12 protein-coding genes are annotated in these 21,650 nt (G+C 70.2%); 6 read left to right on the forward strand and 6 right to left on the reverse strand.

Annotated features, from left to right (window positions below; all coding sequences use genetic code 11):
- Positions 1-293 precede the first annotated feature (293 nt).
- The 5 genes from AC1P0E_RS30745 to AC1P0E_RS30765 are packed head-to-tail and all read right to left on the reverse strand — an operon-like array spanning position 294 to position 8,237.
- Entirely contained in the window at positions 294-1,514 is a 1,221-nt protein-coding gene (locus AC1P0E_RS30745; protein ID WP_482745361.1) for an MFS transporter, read from the reverse strand.
- Complete coding sequence (gene narI / locus AC1P0E_RS30750) at positions 1,515-2,246, reverse strand: respiratory nitrate reductase subunit gamma (protein WP_482745362.1); 732 nt, start codon at positions 2,244-2,246, stop codon at positions 1,515-1,517.
- Positions 2,243-2,848 (reverse strand): nitrate reductase molybdenum cofactor assembly chaperone, encoded by a 606-nt coding sequence (gene narJ, locus AC1P0E_RS30755; RefSeq protein WP_482745363.1) that lies wholly within the window; start codon positions 2,846-2,848, stop codon positions 2,243-2,245. Before narJ ends, narI begins: the two co-directional genes overlap by 4 nt.
- A complete protein-coding gene (gene narH, locus AC1P0E_RS30760; RefSeq protein WP_482745364.1) occupies positions 2,845-4,539 on the reverse strand; it encodes a nitrate reductase subunit beta in 1,695 nt (564 codons plus the stop codon). Before narH ends, narJ begins: the two co-directional genes overlap by 4 nt.
- Entirely contained in the window at positions 4,539-8,237 is a 3,699-nt protein-coding gene (locus AC1P0E_RS30765) for a nitrate reductase subunit alpha (RefSeq protein ID WP_482745965.1), read from the reverse strand. The genes narH and AC1P0E_RS30765 overlap by 1 nt, the downstream gene beginning before the upstream one ends.
- 495 nt (positions 8,238-8,732) lie before the next feature.
- Here AC1P0E_RS30765 and AC1P0E_RS30770 point away from each other — a divergent pair, with 495 nt between their 5' ends.
- From AC1P0E_RS30770 to AC1P0E_RS30785, 4 genes are all read left to right on the forward strand, one after another.
- On the forward strand, positions 8,733-9,500 hold the full coding sequence (locus tag AC1P0E_RS30770) for an NPP1 family protein (protein WP_482745365.1): 768 nt from the start codon (positions 8,733-8,735) through the stop codon (positions 9,498-9,500).
- Between the two features lie 203 nt (positions 9,501-9,703).
- On the forward strand, positions 9,704-11,254 hold the full coding sequence (locus AC1P0E_RS30775) for a DUF4331 domain-containing protein (RefSeq protein WP_482745366.1): 1,551 nt from the start codon (positions 9,704-9,706) through the stop codon (positions 11,252-11,254).
- Positions 11,255-11,403: 149 nt separating this feature from the next.
- Positions 11,404-12,801: a tetratricopeptide repeat protein gene (locus AC1P0E_RS30780; protein WP_482745367.1), complete on the forward strand. Its 1,398-nt coding sequence runs from the start codon at positions 11,404-11,406 to the stop codon at positions 12,799-12,801.
- A complete protein-coding gene (locus AC1P0E_RS30785) occupies positions 12,798-14,315 on the forward strand; it encodes a HoxN/HupN/NixA family nickel/cobalt transporter (protein ID WP_482745368.1) in 1,518 nt (505 codons plus the stop codon). The genes AC1P0E_RS30780 and AC1P0E_RS30785 overlap by 4 nt, the downstream gene beginning before the upstream one ends.
- A 135-nt stretch (positions 14,316-14,450) precedes the next feature.
- Here the strand turns inward: AC1P0E_RS30785 and AC1P0E_RS30790 are convergent, their stop codons facing one another.
- Positions 14,451-15,782, reverse strand: coding sequence for a S1 family peptidase (locus AC1P0E_RS30790; protein WP_482745369.1), 1,332 nt, complete (start codon positions 15,780-15,782; stop codon positions 14,451-14,453).
- A 434-nt stretch (positions 15,783-16,216) separates the two neighbouring features.
- Between AC1P0E_RS30790 and AC1P0E_RS30795 the strand changes: the two genes are divergently transcribed.
- Positions 16,217-20,470 (forward strand): SNF2-related protein, encoded by a 4,254-nt coding sequence (locus AC1P0E_RS30795; protein WP_482745370.1) that lies wholly within the window; start codon positions 16,217-16,219, stop codon positions 20,468-20,470.
- Entirely contained in the window at positions 20,467-21,648 is a 1,182-nt protein-coding gene (locus AC1P0E_RS30800; RefSeq protein WP_482745371.1) for a hypothetical protein, read from the forward strand. Before AC1P0E_RS30795 ends, AC1P0E_RS30800 begins: the two co-directional genes overlap by 4 nt.
- The last annotated feature ends 2 nt before the right edge of the window (positions 21,649-21,650 follow it).

Below are 21,650 nucleotides of genomic sequence, written 5' to 3' on the forward strand. Positions count from 1 at the left end.
TCTCCATTCGGTGACTACGGGGGGCGCCACGGGGGACCGGCGAGGTCCGGAGCGATCAGCTCCCGGGGCTCGATCCATGGTTAACGGCGCTCGTGGATGTCCGCAATGACCGGCTTTACTAGGCGTCTACGTAGAGCGGGGCAGAGAGAAGTCGGCCGGGGCCGTATGGGACGCGGGGCCGAGTGCCGGCTTCTCCTACCGTGCCTCGTATGTGATCCATGGCCTATGGGCGGGCTCACAGCCGCAGTGGCGGCATGGTGACCCACGTCGCCCTGGACGCCGCTCACGAGCCACTACGCGTGCGCTTCGTCCGGACGTGCGGACCGCATGCGCGCGTACGCGTACACGCACCCCGCGAGCGCCAGGTCGGAGAGCAGCATGAAGGCGATCGAGTACGAGTCCTTGGCGCTGTAGACCGCCCCCATGACCAGCGGCGGTACAAAACCGCCGAGCCCGCCCATCGCGCCCACGATCCCGGTCACGCTGCCCAGCTGCGGTTGCGGCGTGACTCTGGAGACGAGTGCGAACACGCTGCCGCTCGCGGTGCCGAGCCCGGCCGCCATGGACAGCAGCGCGATCGTGCCCACCGGGTCCAGCATCGGGTCGAAGGCCTGGGCGATCGCCCACAGGGCGACGAAGGCGAGCGCGCAGGAGGTGACCAGCGCGGGATGGGCACGGTCCGAGAGCCAGCCGCCGATCGGCCGGAAGATGACGGTGACCAGCGCGAATCCGGCGGCCTTGGTGCCCGCGTCGGTCGGGTCGAGCTCGTACCAGGTCTTCAGATACGTCGGCAGGTACACGCCGAACGCGACGATGCCGCCGAAGCCGATCGCGTACAGCGCGGACAGCTCCCAGGTCACCCGCAGCCGCCCGGCCCGGCCGAGCCGGCTGCCGAGCGAGGCGGTCGGCACCGGGCGGTCGGGCCGGTCGGTGATCAGCGTCGTCGCGAGCACGGCGTAGGCGGCCAGCGCGACCGCGACGACGGTGAAGGGCAGGCTGTCGCCGTGCTTGGCGATGCGGGGCGTGAAGTAGCCGGACAGTGCCACACCGCCCATGCCCATGCCGAAGACGCCGAGCGCGAGGCCGCGTTTGGCGGCCGGGAACCACGAGTTGACCAGGGGGATGCCGATCGCGAACGTCGTGCCGCCGAGGCCGAGGAGGAAGCCGACGGCGAGCGTGGCCGCGTACGAGTTACGGGCCGGAATCAGCAGCAGCACGGGCACGATCGTGAGCGCCGACACCACCGGGAACATCAGTTTCGCGCCGTACCGGTCGGTCAGCGCACCCACCGGGATCCGGCCCAGCGAGCCGACGATCACGGGCACGGCCACGAGCAGCGACTGCTGGAACGAGCTCAGATCGAGCCGGTCCTTGTAGTCGGCGCCCAGCGGCGCGATCAGGGACCAGGCCCAGAAGGTGAGCGTGAATCCGAGGGTCGCCACGACCAGATTGCGGTACGCGGCCGGGGAGGCGGTCTGCTCGCCCGTCGAGGCGGGTGCGGGGCGCGTGGTCATTTAGGAGTCGATCCGTTCCCAGCCGCGACGCGGGGTGCGCGCGCCGAGCTGTCTGGGGTCGCGGCTGCGGTAGACGATGTAGGGCCGGAAGAGGTACTGCACGGGCGCGCTGAACATGTGGATCAGCCGTGTGAACGGAACCAGGGCGATCAGCACCAGGCCGATGACGACATGGATCTGGTAGGCGAGCGGCACGTCGTTCATCAGCTCGGCCTTGGGCCGGAAGTAGAAAATGCTGCGCGCCCAGGGCGAGATGGTCTGGCGGTAGTCGTAGCCACCGCCCGTCGCGTGGGTGAGTTTGGCCCACATGCCGAGGGCGATGGCCGAGCCGAGGACGACGTACATCAGCTTGTCGTTGCGGGTGGTGGCCATGAAGACCGGTCCCGTGGTGCGGCGGCGCCAGATGAGCAGGGCGATGCCTGCCACGGTCAGGACGCCCGCGAGAGTGCCTCCGACGAGTGACACCCAGTGGTAGGTGTGCTCGTTCAGGCCGAAGCCGTCGGTCCACGATTCCGGGATGAACAAACCCATGAGGTGTCCCACCAGCACGAAGAGGATGCCGTAGTGGAACATCGGCGAGGCGATCCGCAGCAGCTTCGACTCGTACAGCTGCGAGGAACGGGTGGTCCAGCCGAACTTGTCGTAGCGATAGCGCCAGACGGTACCGGCGATCAGCAGGACGACGGCGACATAGGGGAGGGCGCTCCACAGGAGCAGGGTGCCGGCGCTCATCGGGTTTCTCCGGTCAGGAGGGGAAGCAGGCCGTACGGTTCGAGCCCGACGTCCTCGCGCGGCGGCCCGCTGCGGGCCATGACCTGGGCCTGGGCGCGGTCTTTGGGGGACGGGCCGGGAAGCGTGGCGCAGACCGCCTCGAGCAGGTGGCGGTACGGAGTGTCGCCTTCGGCGAGCGAGAAGCGGATCAGCTCGAGCGCCGGGCGGTGGCGGATCAGCATGCCCGAGTCGCCCGTGGTGGCGGCGAACTCCAGCACAGCGGGCAGGAAATCGGGCAGCTCCTCGCCCGTGAACTCCAGGCCGTGACGGCGGTACGCCTCTTTGAAGCCCACCAGGGACATGCCGCGACGGCGGGTGTCTCCGTCGGTCCACCAGCTCAGGTACAGGCAGCGGCGGTTCTTGAAGTCGAAGACCTGGACGTAGTCCTCGGCCAGCCGCTGCGGGGTGCTCCCGGCCGCGTGGTCGAGGAAGGCGCGCAGCGAGGTGTTGCCGAGTTCCTCGGCGGCCGAGCGCATCAGGGGCAGTACTTCGTGGAACGTGGCGTCGGGGTACTGGAGGCAGCGGCCGGCGATCGTACGGACCACCGCGATGTCACGGTTCATCGTTCGCCCGCCCCCTGCTCGGAGCTCTCCTGGCCGGGGCCGGGGAACAATCCGTCGGGGCGGCCGTTGCCGTCCCAGTTCAGGAGGTTGACCCGGCTCGCCGTGGGGTCGGCCGGGTCGTCCGCGCTCTGGCGGTCGCGCAGGGCGTGGAAGTTCTCCACTGCCACGGCCGGTACCGGGCCCGAGGCCTCGCCGAAGGGTCCCGAGCCGCCCATGCCGGGACCGCCGTCGAAGTCGAGGCTGCACGCGTCGGGCACCGCGGACTCCTCCAGGCGCCGGGCGTCGCCCAGGGCCGCCGTCGGAATGACGTAACGGTCCTCGTACTTGGCGATGGCCAGCAGCCGGTACATCGCCTCGATCTCGGCCCCGCTCATGCCGACCGCCCGCGCCGCCGAATCGTCGGCGCTCTCACCGAGGTTGATGCGCCGCATGTGGCTGCGCATCGCCGCGAGCTTCTCCAGTGAGGCCCGTACCGGACCGACGTCACCGGCCGTGAAGATCTCCGCGAGGTACTCCAGGGGGATGCGGAGCGTGTCGATGGCCCCGAAGAGGTTGTCCGCGTCCTCGCCGTCGAAGCCCGTCTCGGTGAGCGCGTCGACGACGGGGGAGAGCGGCGGTACGTACCAGACCATCGGCATGGTCCGGTACTCCGGATGCAGCGGAAGCGCCACCCGGTACTTGCTGATCAGGGCGTGCACGGGGGAGCGGCGGGCGGCCTCGATCCACTGGTGGGTGATGCCGTCGCGCTCCGCGGCCCGCCGCACTTCGGGGTCCTCGGGGTCGAGGAAGACGCCGAGCTGCGCCTCGTACAGGCCGGTGTCCTCGGTCGTGGACGCGGCTTCGAGGACCTTGTCCAGGTCGTAGAGGATGACACCGAGGTAGCGCAGCCGGCCCACGCAGGTCTCGGAGCAGACGGTGGGGAGCCCGACTTCGATCCTGGGGTAGCACAGGGTGCACTTCTCGGCCTTGCCGGTGCGGTGGTTGAAGTACACCTTCTTGTACGGGCAGCCGGTCACGCACATCCGCCAGCCGCGGCACTGGTCCTGGTCGACGAGCACGATGCCGTCCTCGTCGCGCTTGTACATCGCGCCGGAGGGGCAGCTGGCCACGCACGACGGGTTGAGGCAGTGCTCGCAGATGCGCGGCAGGTAGAACATGAAGGTCTGCTCGAACGCGAACCGCACCTTCTCCGCGGCCTTCTCGCGGGTCCTGACGACCATCGGGTCCTGGGCGCCGTGCTCGGTGGCGCCGCCGAGGTTGTCGTCCCAGTTGGAGCTCCACTCGATCTTCATGGGCTTGCCGCTGATCAGGGAGCGGGGCTGGGCGACCGGGAAGTCGTCACCGAGGGGAGCGTCGGTGAGGTTCTTGTAGTCGTACGTCCATGGCTCGTAGTAATCCTTGATCTCGGGCAGGACCGGGTTGGAGAAGATGGTGACGAGCTTCTTGAACCTGCCGCCGGCCTTGAGCTTGAGGTTCCCGCGCTTGTTGAGCTCCCAGCCGCCCTTCCACCGCTCCTGGTCCTCGTAGCGCCGCGGATAGCCCTGCCCCGGCCGGGTCTCGACGTTGTTGAACCAGACGTACTCCATTCCCCCGCGGTTGGTCCACGTCTGCTTGCAGGTGACGGAGCAGGTGTGGCAGCCGATGCACTTGTCGAGATTCATGACCATCGCGACCTGGGCCTTGACCCTCATCAGTACTCCACGCTCTGCGAGCGGCGACGGATGACCGTGACCTCGTCGCGCTGGTTGCCGGTCGGGCCGAGATAGTTGAACGCCCAGGACAACTGGGCGTAACCGCCGATGAGATGGCTGGGTTTGAGGATCAGGCGGGTCAGCGAGTTGTGTACGCCGCCGCGCTTGCCGGTGGTCTCGGTCCTGGGTACGCCGACCGTGCGGTCCTGGGCGTGGTGCATGTAGACGGTGCCCTGCGGCATGCGGTGCGAGACGATCGCGCGGGCGACGACGACGCCGTTGCGGTTGACCGCCTCGATCCAGTCGTTGTCCTTGACGCCGACCGCGTCGGCGTCCTGCGGAGACATCCAGATCACTTGTCCGCCCCGTGAGAGCGACAGCATGAACAGGTTGTCCTGGTACTCGGAGTGGATCGACCACTTGTTGTGCGGGGTGAGGTATCGGACTGTCACCTCCCGCTCTCCGCCGGGCCCCAGAACCGGTTCGTTGAACAGCCGGTTCATGTCGAGCGGCGGCCGGTAGACCGGAAGCGCCTCGCCGAGCTCGTGGATCCAGTCGTGGTCGATGAAGAAGTGCTGCCGGCCCGTCAGCGTGTGCCAGGGTTTGAGGTGTTCGGTGTTCAGCGTGAACGCGGTGTAGCGGCGCCCGCCCGATTCGCTGCCGGACCACTCCGGGCTGGTGATGACAGGCACCGGCGCGGCCTGGGTGTCCGCGTAGGTGACGCGCTTGCCCTCGTGCTCGGCCGCCAGATGCGCCATCTCCTGCCCGGTCCGCTGCTCCAGAGTGTGGAAGCCCTGGGTGGCGAGGCGGCCGTTGGTGGTGCCGGACAGGGCCAGGATGGTGTTGCAGGCCTTGACGGCGGTGTCCAGGAGCGGGCGCCCCTGCGCGGGCCCGCTCGGGGCCGTTCCGTTACGGGCGGCCAGGTCCGCGACCTCCTCGTCCGGCCGCAGCACGATGCCTTTCACGGCCAGGCCCAGTTCCTCCACCAGCGGGCCGAGGGCCGCCATCTTGGCGCCGATCGCCGTGTAGTCGCGCTCGACGACCGTCAGCGACGGCATCGTACGGCCGGGCACCGGATCGCATTCGCCGCGCCGCCAGTCCAGGGCGACCCCGCCGGGCTGGGCGATCTCACCGGGGGTGTCGTGCTGCAGGGCGGTGGCGACCAGGTCGCGGCGGGTGCCGAGATGGGTGACGGCCAGCTCGCTGAGCTTTTGCGCGATGGCGTGGAAGGCGTCGAAGTCCGTACGCGCCTGCCAGGGCGGGTCCACGGCCGGAGTGAAGGAGTGCACGAAGGGGTGCATGTCCGTACTGGACAGGTCGTGCTTCTCGTACCAGGTGGCGGCAGGCAGGACGACGTCCGACATCAGCGTCGAGGACGTCATCCGGAAGTCCATCGAGAGCAGCAGATCGAGCTTGCCCTCGGGTGCCTTCTCCCGCCACCTCACATCACGGGGCCGCGACGCGGGGCCCGCTTCCCGCGCGCTGACGGAGGAGTCCGTGCCCAGGAGGTGACGCTGGAAGTACTCGGCGCCCTTCGCGGACGAACCGAGCAGGTTGGAGCGCCACAGGGTCAGGACGCGGGGCCAGTTCTCCTCGGCATCGGGGTCCTCGCAGGCGAAGCCCAGCCGCCCTTCCTTCAGTTCCCCGACGGTGTACGCCGCCGGGTCCTGCCCCGCTCGCTCGGCCTCGTCGACCAGGTCCAGCGGATTGCGGTCGAAGGCCGGGTACGAGGGCATCCAGCCGGCCCGCGCGGAGGCGGCCAGGCAGTCGGCGCCCGTCATGCCCTTGAACCGGCCCTCACCGAGCGGCGAGGCCATGACGTCGGCGGTGAACTGGTCGTAGCGCCACTGGTCGGTGTTGAGGAACCAGTACGCCGTGCCGATCATCTGGCGGGGCGGGCGGGACCAGTCCGAAGCCGCCGCCAGGGTCGCCCATCCGGTCACGGGCCGGCACTTCTCCTGGCCGACGTAGTGCGCCCAGCCGCCCCCGTTGCGGCCCTGGCATCCGGTCAGCTGAAGGAGCGCCAGGAAGGACCGGTAGATCGTCTCGGAGTGGAACCAGTGGTTGGTGCCCGCGCCCATCAGGATCATGCACCGGCCCTCGGACTGCTCCGCAGTACGGCCGAACTCCCGGGCGATCCTGACCGCCCGGTCCGCCGGTACGGAGGTGTGCACCTCCTGCCACGCGGGCGTGCCGGGCGCATCGGCGTCGTCGTAGCCGGCGGGCCACTCACCGGGGAGGCCGTCACGGGCCACGCCGTACTGGGCCAGCATCAGGTCGTAGACGGTGGTGACCAGTGGCCCGTCGGGCCCGCCGAGCCGGGTGGCGGGCACGCCCCGGCGTACGATCTCGCCCCGCCCCTGACCGTGGACGCCACCCTCGTTGTCGAAGCGCGGCAGCAGCACCTCCGCGCCGTCGCTGTAGGCCGCGCCGTACAGGGAGAGCCTGGGGCTGATCTGCTCCAGGTCGAGATTCCACTTGCCGCGCCCGGAGTCGTTCCAGCGGAAACCGAGCGAGCCGTTGGGTACGGCGGGCCCCTCGGTGACCTCGTCGATGACGACCGTCTTCCACTCGGCGCCCTCGCCGCCCCCGCCCGCCTCGCCGAGGTCGGACGCGCGGACGAACTTGGAGGGTACGTAGCCGCCGTCCTTCTCGGTGAGCGTCACCAGGAAGGGCAGATCGGTGAAGCGCTTCACGTAGTCGGTGAAGAACGGCACCTGCCGGTCGATGAAGAATTCCTTGAGCACTACGTGCCCCATGGCGATGGCCAGCGCACCGTCCGTGCCCGGGTGCGGGTGCAGCCATTCGTCGGCGAACTTCGCGTTGTCCGCGTAGTCGGGGGCGACCACGACGACTTTCTGACCCCGGTAGCGGGCCTCCGCCATCCAGTGCGCGTCCGGAGTGCGGGTCACCGGGACATTGGAGCCCCACATGATCAGGTAGGCGGCGTCCCACCAGTCGCCCGACTCGGGTACGTCCGTCTGGTCGCCGAACACCTGGGGGGAGGCGACCGGAAGATCCGCGTACCAGTCGTAGAAGGACAGCATCGGTGCGCCGATGAGCGAGTGGAAGCGGGCGCCTGCGGCGTGCGAGACCATCGACATCGCGGGGATCGGCGAGAAGCCGGCGACGCGGTCGGGGCCGTACGTCCTGATGGTGTGCACCTGCGCGGCGGCGACGATCTCCACCGCTTCCTCCCAGCCGGCCCGCACCAGACCGCCCTTGCCACGGGCCCGCTGGTAGCGGCGGCGGCGTTCGGGGTCGGCCTGGAGGTCGGCCCAGGCGAGGACCGGGTCGCCCAGGCGCAGCTTGGCCTCGCGATACATCTCCAGCAGCACACCGCGCACGTAGGGGTAGCGGACCCTGGTGGGGGAGTAGGTGTACCAGGAGAACGCGGCACCTCGCGGGCAGCCGCGCGGTTCGTATTCGGGACTGTCCGGGCCGACGGACGGATAGTCGGTTTCCTGCGTCTCCCAGGTGATGATCCCGTCCTTGACGTACACCTTCCACCGGCACGACCCGGTGCAGTTCACACCATGGGTCGAGGCGACGACCTTGTCGTGGCTCCAGCGGTCCCGGTAGAAGACATCGCCGTCGCGTCCCCCCTCCTTCGTCACTGTCCGCAGGTCCGCCGAAACTTCGCCGGGGGTGAAGAACCGTCCGGTGCGCAGGAGCAGGTTGCTCGCGGCGCCGTCGATGCCGGGGTGGGGCTGAGATGCGAATGGACCAGTTCTCCCGGTCACGGGCCCCTCCTGGAACACCGAATTGTCGAGTACGACATGAACCTCGCAACCTAGAACTAACACGACCTTTCCGGCACCTTGGGATGCTGCGGTGGATGGCGGAGCGGCTGTGCCCTGAATGGGGGAGCGCCTCGACGGCCTGGCGGAGCATCGCCCCGAATCGGCGCACCCGACAGTGGGCCGGTTCACCTCGCCGCCGTACGAGCTGCCGGCACACCGCCGAGGCTGACCGTTTCCGGGAGGCGGACGGGGCACAGGGCGAGCCACCCCCGTCGGGCCGCGTCCCGCACCGTCGTCCTTCGCGGCTCAAATCGCCCGGTTCCCCTGTTGGTTGACCCTTCATCGCTCTGACACGCGCCGACGCTCGGCGTGCAGCGAGGTTCGGAGTAGCTGTGATGGGCATGTCAACCAGATCGCGTGCCCCATGCCGTGGTCGACCAGGAGGACGCAGTGAAGACGAGCTCGCGCATCCGCAAGGTTTCGCTCATCCTTGGCAGCGCCATGGCGCTCGTCGTCGCCTTTCCGGGCAGCGCCCTCGCCGGCCCGCCCAAGGCATTGCCCGCCAAAGCGGACGGACTGGAGCAGACGTTCCAGCCCGCCTACGACTACGACACGGACGGCTGCTACCCCACTCCCGCCATCGGCCCCGACGGCACGACGAACGGTGGCCTCAAGCCGTCCGGCGCCCTCAACGGTCAGTGCCGCGACGCATGGGATCTCGACAACACCAACGGATACGCGCGCTCCAAGTGCAACAACGGCTGGTGCGCGATCATGTACGGCCTCTACTTCGAGAAGGACCAAGCCGTGGCCGGCAGCGGGCTCGGCGGGCACCGTCACGACTGGGAGCACGTCGTGGTGTGGGTGCAGAACAGCGAGGCCCGGTACGTTTCCACCTCCGCCCACGGCGACTTCGGCATCCACAGCCGTGACCGGATCCGGTGGGACGGGACGCACCCCAAGGTCGTCTACCACAAGGACGGCGCGAGCACGCACTGCTTCCGCCCCGCGAACTCCAACGACGAGCCGCCGGAGAACCACGACCACGGGTGGCAGTTCCCCGGCCTGGTCGGCTGGAACGGCTACCCCGCCGGTCTCCGCGACAAGCTGAGTCAGGCCGACTTCGGCAGCGCCGTCTTCGGTCTCAAGGACGGCAGTTTCAACCACCACCTCGAGAAGGCCAAGCCGGCCGGCATTGCGTTCGACCCCAACGCCTGAGCAGCGACTTCTTCCGTGCGGGCGCCCTCAACGGGGCCTGACTCACTGCGGTACGTCGGAGCGGCCGGTGGCTCTCGTGGGACATGGCGTCGGGCAAGGCGCCGATCTTTGAGCGACCGAGACCGAACAAGACGGGCGCGGCGCACGTACTGGACGTACAAGCACGCCGGTACGGACGAGATCACGGACGAAGGACGGACGAGATGGCCGCAATCACCAGAAGTGTGTGGACTTGGCGAAGTCGCGGGAGCATCGCTCTGCTCGCCTGTGGCGCGCTGGCAGGCGGGGGGCTCGCAGCCGCCGGGGTGGCCGTGCTGGAGCCGCGGACGGCGGCCGCCTCCAGCCATCGGGAGGCGCCGCTGATATCGGGGCAGCCTCAGTTCGACAACACGGACGTGTACGCGTTCGTCAGCCCCGACCACCCCGATTCGACGACTCTGGTGGCGAACTGGCTGCCCTTCCAGGAGCCGGCAGGCGGCCCGAACTTCTACACCTTCGCCAACGACGCGCGCTACGACCTGCATATCGACAGTGACGGTGACGCCCAGGACGACCTGCTGTACCGGTTCACGTTCAAGGACCACCGCAAGAACGAGAACACCTTCCTCTACAACACAGGTGCGGTGGACAGCCTGGACGACCCGGACCTCAACTTCACACAGACCTACGACATCGAGCTGCTGCGGCTGGAGCACGCGAAGGTCGTCTCGCGGCACAACGTCGCGAAGAACCTTCCGGTCGCCCCGTCGAACGTCGGCAAGGCGTCGATGCCCGACTACCAGAAGCTGCGCGACCAGGCGGTGAAGAAGGTCCCCGGTGGGCTCAAGGCGTTCGCGGGCCAGGCCGACGATCCGTTCTTCCTCGATCTGCGCGTCTTCGACCTGCTGTACGGCGGTGACCTGTCGGAGGTCGGGAACGACACGCTGAAGGGCTACAACGTCAACACCATCGCCCTGCAGGTACCGAACTCGTACATCCGCGAGTCGGAGGAACAGCCGATCGTCGGCATCTACTCGACGACGGAGCGCAAGAACGCCTCGGGCGACTGGACGCGGGTGTCCCGGCTGGGCATGCCGCTGGTCAACGAGGTCGTCAACCCGGTGAAGGACAAGGACAAGTTCAACGCCTCCTCGCCCGAGAACGACGCCGACTTCCTGAAGAATGTCACCGAACCGGAACTGCCGAAGCTCATCGAGGGGATCTACAAGATCAAGGCTCCGGCGGAGCCGCGCGACGACCTCGTCTCGGTGTTCCTGACCGGTGTCAAGGACGTCAACCAGCCGCCGAACGTCACCCCCTCGGAGATGCTGCGCCTCAACACCTCCATCAAGCCGGTCGCGGAGCCCAAGCGGCTGGGCGTGCTGGACGGCGACAACGCGGGCTTCCCGAACGGACGGCGACTGACGGACGACGTGCTGGACATCGCCCTGCAAACCGTCGAGGGCGAGCTCGTCGGTTCGAAGAACGACCTGGGTGACGCGGTCGACGCCAACGACAAGGAGTTCGGCACCAGCTTCCCGTACGTCGCCCTGCCCGCCTCCGGTTCCGACGGCAAGAAGGCGGCCGAGGCAGGCACCAAGGCGGACGCGACGGGCCTGACGGGCGGGATGTCCTCGATCACCGCCTCGTGGGACGACAACACGGTGATGCTCGTCTCGGCGGCCTCGGGGGCCGCGGGTGTGCTGCTGGTGGGCCTCGGCGCGGCCTATGTGCGTACCCGGCGTCACCCGGCGCGCCGGTCCTGGCTCGGCTGACCTCCGTCCGCGAAGCGCGTACCCGGGGGCTCGGCCCTCTCCTGACGGCAGGGCAGCGCATTTCGTCATGCGCATTTCGTCATGAGCTCTGCGACGCGGCCGGGCGGCCCCTCAGACAAGACCCGAGAAAACCGAGGAAGGCGAGACCGATGCTCGTACGGAAGCCGCAGTTCGTGCGATCGCAGCAGCGATGGCCCGGACGATGGCATGGGCCGCGGTGGTGGCGCACCGCGGCGGTCGTGGCGGTGGCGGCAGGGCTCACCGCCACCTCGGTGGCGATCGGGGCCGACAGCGACTCGGCGCGGCCCGGGCGGCACACGCCCGCTCTCGCGGCGGACGTGTCCGTCGAGCGGCTGACCGCCGGAGATCTCGCGCAGGGCATCGACGCCCTGCACAAGCACCTCAAGGGGCAGCCCAAGGACGCCACGGGCTGGGCGACGCTGGGTGCGGCGTACGTCGAGCAGGCCCGGACCAGCGGTGATCCGACACGGTACCCGCAGGCCGAGAAGGCGCTCGGGCGGTCGTTGAAGCTCCGCCCGCCCGGCGAGAACGATGCGGCGCTCGCCGGGCGGGCGGCGCTCGCCGCCGCCCGGCACGACTTCCGGGCGGCGCTGAGCCAGGCCGACCGGGCGCTGCGCGTGAACCCGTACAGCGAACGGGCGCTGTCCACCCGGGTCGACGCCCTGGTGGAACTCGGCCGCTACGACCAGGCGTTGCGAGCCGCTGAGCTCGCCGACCGGCGCCGGCCCGGCATTCCGGTCTTCACCCGGTACGCGTACGTGCTGGAGCTGCACGGTGACGCAAGGAGGGCACGCGAGGTGCTGCTGCGCGCGCTGGAATCCGCGTCCACTCCCGCCGATGCGGCGTACGTCGCCACATCGCTCGGCCAACTGGCCTGGTCCCAAGGGCAGTACGGCCGAGCACGGGACCATTACGCGGCCGCCCTGCGCGCCGATCCGGCGTATGTGTCGGCGTTGGAGGGGCGCGGTCGTACGCATGCCGCGCAGGGCGAGACGAAGCGTGCCCTGCGCGATCTCGAAGAGGTCGTACGGCGCTACCCGCTGCCGGGTCAGCTCGCCGCACTCGGCGAACTGCACGAGGCGGCCGGGCAGCCCGATCGGGCCGAGGAGCAGTACGAACTCGTCGGTACGTGGACCCGGCTGGCTCGTGCCAACGGCGTCGCCACCGATCTGGAATCCGCTCACATCGAGGCGGACCACGGCGATGTCGCCGCGGCGTTGAAGTCGGCGCGCGCCGAATGGTCCCGCCGCGAGAGCGTCCACACAGCGGACGCGCTCGCGTGGGCGCTGCACGCGAACGGGGAGGATCGGGAGGCGCTGACCTATGCGAAGAAGGCGACGGCCGGGACGCCCGGGTATCGGAACGCATCGTTCCTCTTTCACCGGGGCATGATCGAGCACGCCCTCGGCGACGACAAGTCCGCTCGGCGCCGGCTGCGTGCCGCGCTGGATCTGAATCCGGGCTTCTCGCCGACTGCCGCACGCGAGGCGAAATCCGTGCTGTCGGGGCTTCGGGATGCCTCATGAAGCGCCGTACCGCGGCTTCCGTTCTCGCCACACTGGTGGCCGGTGGGGCCTTGGCCCTGCTGCCCGCCCAGGCGGCGCAGGCGCACCCCCTGGGCAACTTCACCGTCAATCAGTACGACGGTCTTGTCGTCGCTCCGGGGAAGCTGCGGGTGGACCATGTCGAGGACCTGGCAGAGATTCCGGCCGCCCAGGAACACAACCGTATCGACGCCGACGCAGACGATCGGCTGGCTTCGGCCGAACTTTCGGCATGGGCCCGGTCGAGATGCGACGCGGCGGCAAAGGACGCGCGGCTCACGATCGGGGGCGGAGCGTCACGGGGTGGAAAGACCGCGTCAGTCTCCGGAGGAAGCGCGAAGGCTCAAGTACGCCCGGGAGAGGCCGGGTTGCAGACACTGCGCGTAACCTGCGAGCTGACGGCGCCGCTGCCGCGTGACGGCCGAATGAGGGTGACGTACCACCCGGCGAGTGTGACGGCCGGAGCGGGGTGGCGGGAGATCACGGCGCGAGGCGACCGGATGACGCTCTCGGGTGCCGACGTGCCGGGCGACTCCGTCTCGCGGCGGCTGACCGTGTACCCCAGCGATTCGCTCTTCACGCCGCCCGAGTCCCGGTCGGCCGCCTTCACCGTCCTTCCCGGCGGGCCGGTCGCGGCCGGGAGCCGGGACGAGGAGAGCGCTTCCGCGGCGGCGGGCGTGCTGCCGCGGGGGGCGGACCGCTGGGCACAGTCGCTGACCGGGCTGGTGGCCCGGCACGAACTGACCGCCGGCTTCGCGGCACTCGCACTCGGCGCGTCGCTGCTGCTGGGCGCCCTGCACGCGCTGGCCCCCGGGCACGGCAAGACGATGATGGCGGCCGCCGCAACGGCGGGCGGCCGAAGCTCTCTGCGCGACGTGCTGGCCCTCGGGATTTCGGTGACCATGACCCACACCCTGGGCGTCTTCGCGCTGGGCGCCCTGATCGCCGCGGGATCGGCGGCGGCGCCCACCGTCGTTTCGTGGCTGGGCATCGCGAGCGGCATGCTGGTCGCGGGGGCGGGCGCGCTGCTGCTGCGCAGGGCGTGGCGACAGCGTCACAGTTCCGATGGGCACAGTCATGGTCACGATCACGATCACGACCACGAGCATGCCCACGGGCACGATCACGGCCACTCCCACTCCCACGTCCCTCCCGCCCCCGGCCTGCGCGGGGTCATCCTCCTCGGCTTTGCCGGCGGGTTGGTCCCGAGCCCGTCCGCAGTCGTTGTCCTGGTCGGCGCGGCTGCGCTCGGCCAAGCGTGGTTCGGGTTTCTGCTGGTCCTGGCGTACGGAGTCGGGCTGGCGCTCACGCTCGCGGGGGCCGGGTTCGCGGCAGTGCGGTTGAAGGAGACCGTGTCACGGAGGCTGACGCGGCGACGCTCGCAAGGCCGGGTCCTGTCGCTTGCCCGACGCGCGGCCCCGCTGGGCACGGCTGCCGTCGTCTTCGTACTGGGGTGCGGATTGTTGCTCAGAGGGGCTGCGACAGTGCTCGGTTGAGGAAGCCGGCAGGCCGGGATGCGGGTCGCACCGGCGCGGTGATCGGACGAGACCTGAAGGTCCGTCCGGTCACCGCGCCGTGACGAGCACGAGTGAGCGCCGCGAAAGGGCGACTCTCCGGGAGGATGAGGGCGATCAGCCCCAGGCCCGGGAGTAGTGCCTGCGGTAGCTTCTGCGGTCGTGAGCGGACCGGATCCAGCGGGTGGCCATCAGGCCGAGGAGACTCACGGCGACGACCAGCAGTCCCGGTACGAGGGTCCGCAGGGTGACGCTCCCGACAGGCAGCGTCACACCTTCTGCCGCTCCCGGTACGGAGGTTCCGGCGACGGCCGGGGGCGAGGCCGCGGCACTACCGCCTTCGGCCGCCGTGGCGGCGCCGGCCACGTTCACTCCGAGGGCCGCCATCGCCGTGGTCGCCGGCTGGAAGTAAGTGAGGCCACCGGTGGTGCAGTCGCCGTTGCCGCCCGATGTCACCCCGAGCGCCAGCCCTTGCGCGAACAGCGGGCCACCGCTGTCGCCCGGCTCGGCACAGACCGTTGTCTCGATCAGTCCCGTGACCGTGCCCTCGGGAAAGTTCACCGTCGCGTTCAAGGCGGTCACGCGGCCCGAACGCAGGCCCGTAGTACTGCCACTGCGGAAGACCCGCTGGCCGACGAACGGATCGGCGGCCGCGGTGATCCGTACCTCCTGGCCTCCGCCGACGCCCACTACGCTCCTGCCGCTGGACGCGTCGCCGTTCTCGTACTCGACAAGGGAGAAGTCGCTGCCGGGGAAGCTGCTGGCGGTGGTGGTGCCGACCCGCTGGGTGCCCTGCGCGTCCTGGAACCAGGTGGTGCCTACAGAACCGCAATGCCCCGCCGTCAGTACGAAGTCGGTCCGGCCGTCGGTGACGTTGAACCCTGCGGAGCAGCGCCCGCTGCCCCCGAAGACCGGATCGCCACCACTGACCCTGGTGGTGAAGGCCCCCGCGGTCCGTTGCATCTGTACGAAGCCGCCGATCTGCTCGGCGAGGCCCGACATCCGCGACCAGTCCCCGGCCGAGACGGTGCTGTCGGCATGCACCACGACCTTGTTGGACGCGTAGTCCACCACCCACGCGGTGCCGGGCACCCGGGGGGCAGCGCGCAACCCATCGGTGGCCGAGCGGAGTTGGCGCATGCTGTGGCGGACGAGTTTGGCGTGCGCGCCCGCCCGCCCGACCTCGGCCGCCGTGTCGGCATCGGTCACCGCGACGACCGGTTGCCCGTCGGAGCCGATCCAGCTACCTGCGGTACGGGATGTGCCGAGCCGAGAGACGAGACTCGCGCCCAGCTCGGCGGGCGCGGGCCGAACGGTTGCGCCCCTGTCTCCGTGTCCGGTGGACGGCTCGCTCGCCACCGCGGTCGTCACCATCAGACCGCCGCAGAGTAGTCCGCCGCCGGCTGCCAGCCGCGCGAGCTTCTGCAGTCTGCGTCGTGCGTGCGTCATCCGTCACCCTCAAAGCAGTTCCGACACGACGTCACCAACGTCGGGAGCCGCGGGAAGCGGTCCCGGTTACATACGGGTTGTCATGCGGCGCTGTTCACCACCGACCGCTGGACTCCGCCTCACCGCCGTCCTGGTCCGCGTCGGATGTCGACAAGAATTAGTCGGGCAGCGCCACGGTCAGGTCGACCCCGACGAGCTGTCCACGGAAAGCCGGGCTTCCGTCACCGCCGCTCGGTCTCGGGCCCGTGGACTCGTCGACTTGATGCCGATGCCCCTTAAGAGCTAACGCTGCTGCGAGTTGGGCCTGGGTGACCCATAGGCTGAGCCGTGGGGCCGTGGCGCCTGTCGTGGGCCGTGCGGCGGGACGGTGGCCCGGGTTGGCGCGAGGAGTGGTTTTGGCGTTGAAGAACGGGGCCGCGGCGAGCAGTTGCGCGGTGGAAGCCAGTTTTGCCGCGCTGGATGGGGCCGAGTGGCACGAGGCGCTGAAGGCCGCAGTGGCGGAGGGGCGTTTCGTCGCGGAGCTGGCCTCGGATGCGGTGAGTCGGGCGCGCGCCGCGAGTCTGTCGTCGCGGGATCTGCGGCTGCTGCTCGTGGTCATGGGGGACGATCCGGGCTGGCTGCCTGCCCGGCGGACCATCATGGACCTCCTGGCCCAGCAACCCGACAGGGTGGGGGAGATCCTGGTGGTGCACACCCAGGTCGAGGCGTGGCCCCCGCCGTCGTACGAGGAATCGGTGCACAGCACGCCGCAGGGCAGCCGACTGCACAGTGTGTCGGCCAGGATCGGGCCGCCCGGAAGCCAAGTCGTCGGGCCCACCCGGCAGGCCGACACCGTCAAGGACGCACGGCAGCGAGCTCAGTTCGCCTTGCTGGCCCGCCTGGCCGGAATGCCTGACGCGGGGGACACAGTGGCGCCGGCCGGCCGGAACGAGCGGCTGGCGCTGCCGGGGATGAGAGCTGAGGCGTTCGAGGTCGAACTTGTGGCCCGTATCACCGCAGGTGAGGGGCCGGGGGAGGAGCTGGAGGGCGAGGTCTTGCAGCGAGCGGCCGCGGGCCGGATGCGCCACCGCGACATCCAGCGAGTGCTGTTCGACACCAGTGGGCCCGCCTGGCGCCGAGTGCGGGAAGCCGCTCTTGAGCGCGCGGCGCTGATGCCGCCGACGGCCGCGACGCTGCTGCAGTGGCGCGCGGAACAGGCCGGTGACGGAGCGCGGCTGGTGTACGAGGAGGATCCTGACCCGGCGGATGGTCGGCACACGGTGACGGCGCGGCTGGAAGCCGGCGGGGTCGTTGTCGGGCAGCCGCGCAGCGCACTGTCACGCAAGACCGCACAACACTACGCCGCGGTGAACGTCCTGGCCTCGGTGTGCGGCCTTGGCGAACCGTCCGTGTCCTTCGCCGACAAGGCCGCCGCGCCCGTACGGATCGCGCTGCCGCAGTCGGGACAGGATGCCGTCAAGCTCCTGAACAAGTACACGCAACTGGAGGCGATCACCAAGCCGACCGCGACCCTCACCCCCGGGCCCCGCAACAAGTTCACCTGCTCGTACACCTGCCGGCACCGAGGCAGCGGCCACACGGCAGATGCCTCGGCATCCGGGCGCTCGAAGGAGGAGGCCCGCCGCGCGGCGGCGGTTCTGCTCCTCGAACGACTCCACAAAATCGACACCGGGTCGGCCCCAACGGAGAAGGGAACCGTGCAACCGGCCGGCTCCGCGGGCACGGCGCCTCCTGCGGCCGTCGCCGTACCGGCCCAGCCCGCACAGCCCGACCCGATGCCCATGCCCATGCCCATGCCCATCACCATGGGCACGAGCGGCGCGGGGAAGTCGGCCGTGGACGTGGCCGTTGAAGCGCTGAGCACCTCGTGCGCCCTTACGCTCCTGCCCGCTCGCGGCGCGCGCCCGGCAGCGCTGCTGCTGCACCGCGGTGACGGCAGGCCGATGCCCCACATCCCGTTGCCCGCCCCGCTGACCGAAGCGAGCGAAGAGGTATGGCTGGATACGCCGACAGGCCCGGGCGTGGCGCGGGTGAGGGGATGGGGCCTGCCCCTGCGCGAGGCGGTCCCCGTACTGCTGTCAGCCGTACGCCGGCGAACTGTGCACCCCTCGACGCTCGCCTGGGAGCAAGCGGTACGCATCGGCCTGCAGCTGCTCGCGGCCCGGCTGGTCCACCCGGCGCTCACCGAGGACGGCCGGGCCATGTGGCGTGTCGGACCGCTGCCCGAAGACGCGCGCCGAGCCGTGGACCAGCTGGCCGGCACGATGCCCGCGCACGCTCACAGCACCGTGCACGGCGGCCGCACGCGGCCTGCCTGTCAGGCGCTTGAGGAGTTCCTCGACGCCATGGCGGACGCGTTCGTACGTACCCCGGCCGCGGCCGCCTTCGGCCCCACCCCCTACACCGGCCCCGGCCCCACGCCGCTCTCGGCCGAACAGACGCGGGTGCTGCGGCCTTGGCTGGACAAGGTCGAGGAGCGGGTCGACGGCGGACCTCTGCCACCGCTGGTCCTGGAAGTTGCCGAGCCGACCGACGAGCAAGCGCTCGCCGGTCGCCTCACTGCCCGGCTGCTGGTCGCAACCGGACCGGATGGCGCGCCGAAGACGGAGACCCCGGCCGAGTACGTCTGGTCCGGCGCCGCGCCCCTCCCCGGCAATGACAGGGGCCGCCTCCAGGCGCGGGTGCGCCGAGTCCTGCGTCGGGCCGCCGCCGCGTGCCCCGCTCTCGCCCCGCTCGCCGACCAGCTCCCGCCCTCCACTCTCACGCTGGAGGCAGCCGCCATCCGCGAACTCCTGGAGAGCGAAGAAGCGCTGGCCGACCAGCGCGTCACGGTGCGCTGGCCGCGGAAACTGCGCACCGCACTCAGCAGCCGCACCGTGATCGGTACGGCCACCGGGCCGGACAAAGGCACGGTGCCGCGGTTCACCCTGCATGCCCTGCTCGACTTCCGCTGGCAACTCGCCCTGAACCACGAGGTGCTGAGCGAGGCCGAGATGGACGCGCTGGCCGAAGCCGCCCGCCCCCTGGTGCGCGTACGGGGCCAGTGGGTCCTGCTCGACCAGCCCACCGCACGCCGCGCCCTCCACCGGCGCATGGACCCGCTGACCGGCACCGAAGCACTGACCGCTGCTCTGACCGGCACGGTCGGCGTCGACGGGCAGCAGGTGGCCTGCCGGCCGGCAGACGGCCTGGCCCGCGTCATCGCCGTACTGCGCAGCGGTGAGCACACCGACAAGACGGTGCCCGCCCCGCCGGGGCTGACCGCGGTGCTGCGCGGCTACCAGCAGCGCGCCCTGACCTGGCTCGCCCACACCACCGAGCTCGGCTTCGGCGCCGTCCTCGCCGACGACATGGGCCTGGGCAAGACCCTCACCGCCATTGCCTTCGCCCTCCACCAGCAGGACACCGCTCCGGCGGGGCCAGTACTGGTCGTCTGCCCCGCCTCACTGGTCACCAACTGGGAACGCGAGATCGCCCGCTTCGCCCCGAACATCCCCGTGGCCGGCTATCACGGCGCGGCCCGCACCCTGGACACAGTGACCGACACGGCAATCGTGATCACGACCTACGGGGTCCTGCGCCGCGACCACACCCAGCTGGCCGGCCGCACCTGGCGAGCGGTGATCGCCGACGAGGCCCAGTACGTGAAGAACCACGACTCCGCCACCGCCCGCCACCTGCGCACCCTGACCTCCACGACCCGGATCGCGCTGACCGGCACTCCTGTCGAAAACAACCTCAGCGAATTGTGGGCACTGCTCGACTGGGCCAACCCCGGCCTCTTCGGACCGTTGAAGGAGTTCAGGTCCCGCTACGCCACCGCGGCCGAGCGCGACACCACCTCCGCTGCCGCACAGCACCTCGCCCGGCTGGTCGCACCCTTCCTGCTGCGCCGCCGCAAGAGCGATCCCGGCATCGCCCCCGAGCTCCCCGCCAAGATCCATACGCAGCGCGTCGTCCAGCTCACCGCCGAACAGGCCGCCCTGTACGAGGCGATGGTCCGCGAGACCATGGCCACCGTCGAGGCCTCCGCCGGAATCACCCGGCACGGCCTGGTCTTCAAGCTGCTCACCGGCCTCAAGCAGATCACGAACCACCCCGCCCACTACCTGCGCGAAGACGCGCCCGCTCCCTCCCAGGCACGCGCCTTCGCCGGCCGTTCGGCCAAGCTGCAGGCCCTTGAGGAGCTCCTCGCCCAAATCAACGAGCGCAACGAAGCCGCCCTGATCTTCACCAGCTACGTGGCCATGGGGCGCCTGCTCACCGCCCAGTTGACGCACCTCGGCCACCGGCCGGTCTTCCTGCACGGCGGGCTCGACACCAACGCCCGGCAGCGCATCGTCGATGCCTTCCAGGACGGCCGGCACCCGGTGCTGGTCCTGTCCCTGAAAGCCGCCGGCACCGGGCTGAACCTCACCCGCGCCAGCCACGTCATCCACTACGACCGCAGCTGGAACGCCGCCGTCGAGGACCAGGCCACCGACCGCGCCCACCGCATCGGCCAGCACCGCACGGTCACCGTCCACCACCTGATCACCGAGCACACGGTGGAAGACCGCATCCACCAGCTCCTCGAGCACAAGCGCGCCCTCCAAGACGCCGTCCTCAGCTCCGGCGACCAGGCATTCGGGCAGCTCACAGACAGCGAACTCGCCGACCTCGTGCGCCTGGGGGCCTCCCGCCGATGACAAGTCCCCATGAGCACACCACCGACGGCTGGGCCCGTGCCTTCACCGCATCCTTCGAGGCCGCCGCCGACCAGCCGCACATCCTCAACCAGGGACTGCGACTCCTCGACAGCGGGGAAGCGCGCTCCCTCAACGTCAACCAGGGCTTCGCCACCACGAAGTTCACCCTCGACAACGGCACCGTCCTTCGCCCCCGGCTCCTGATCGCCCAGCTCAGTGCTGAACAGTGGGACCGCGTCTACAAGGCTGTCGCCGACGACCCCGAACTCGCCCGGGCAGCCGGTACGGCGAACCTCGGCGACCTGCTCACCGAATCCGACCGCACCCGTGGCATCCCCCTCGTCCCGGCACCGGGCGACATCGGCTTCGCCTGTCCCTGCTCGTCCGGCCCCGGGGTCTGCTCCCACACCGCGGCTCTCGGTCACCTGCTCGCCCAACGCCTCAGTACCGCCCCCGCCGCCCTGCTGACTCTCCGCGGTCGCGCCCACCAGCACCTGAAGGCCTTCCTGCGCGGCACCCCCCTTCCGGTCGAGCCGAGCACGTGCCTCCCGCCGATGCCGATGCCGACGGCGGCGCCGATGCCGGCGCCGACCATTGACACGCAGCACACCAGCCCGGCCCTTCCCGCCGTCTCCGAGGAACCCCCGGCCCCTGCCCCGGCGCTGGCGACGCTGAACGTGCTGATCACGGACGCCGCACACCGCGCCGCCGCCTACCTCGACGAGGGCGCCGAACCCGTCCTCTGCGCAGACGTGGCAACCGACCTCGCCCGTCTCACCGCCACCGAGCACGGGCAGCCCTGCCTCGAAACCGCCGCCGGACACCTGAACCTCTCGCCCTTCCGGATGCGGCAGCTCACCACGGCTTTCGAGTACGGCGGCCCGGCCGGAGCACTGTGCTACCTCCAGCCTCGGCCAGGCGACATGGAAACCCTCGCCCACGCCGAAGCAGCCATTCAGCACCTGCGGCCCGCAGCGCTCGCTCCCCTGGAACGGCAGGACAACCGCATCACCGACACCGCCGCCCACATCCAGCTCCGCCACGGCCCGGACGGACGTTGGTACCCCTACATCGACCGGTTCGGCGTCTGGCGGCCTGCCCCCGGCCCGGCCCACGACCCAGCCCTCGCGTACAAAGCCGCCCGAGCCGTCCTGCGTCAGCGCCCGGGAAACACCTGATC

This window comes from Streptomyces sp. TRD_SC_5 (assembly GCF_056836825.1).

What these genes read in the sequence shown, in the direction of transcription:
- narI (WP_482745362.1), bottom strand. Translation starts at nt 2,246, where the DNA reads ATGAGCGCCGGCACCCTGCTCCTGTGGAGCGCCCTCCCCTATGTCGCC.
- AC1P0E_RS30790 (WP_482745369.1), bottom strand. Translation starts at nt 15,782, where the DNA reads ATGACGCACGCACGACGCAGACTGCAGAAGCTCGCGCGGCTGGCAGCC.
- AC1P0E_RS30775 (WP_482745366.1), top strand. Translation starts at nt 9,704, where the DNA reads ATGGCCGCAATCACCAGAAGTGTGTGGACTTGGCGAAGTCGCGGGAGC.
- narH (WP_482745364.1), bottom strand. Translation starts at nt 4,539, where the DNA reads ATGAGGGTCAAGGCCCAGGTCGCGATGGTCATGAATCTCGACAAGTGC.
- AC1P0E_RS30780 (WP_482745367.1), top strand. Translation starts at nt 11,404, where the DNA reads ATGCTCGTACGGAAGCCGCAGTTCGTGCGATCGCAGCAGCGATGGCCC.
- AC1P0E_RS30800 (WP_482745371.1), top strand. Translation starts at nt 20,467, where the DNA reads ATGACAAGTCCCCATGAGCACACCACCGACGGCTGGGCCCGTGCCTTC.
- AC1P0E_RS30785 (WP_482745368.1), top strand. Translation starts at nt 12,798, where the DNA reads ATGAAGCGCCGTACCGCGGCTTCCGTTCTCGCCACACTGGTGGCCGGT.
- AC1P0E_RS30745 (WP_482745361.1), bottom strand. Translation starts at nt 1,514, where the DNA reads ATGACCACGCGCCCCGCACCCGCCTCGACGGGCGAGCAGACCGCCTCC.
- narJ (WP_482745363.1), bottom strand. Translation starts at nt 2,848, where the DNA reads ATGAACCGTGACATCGCGGTGGTCCGTACGATCGCCGGCCGCTGCCTC.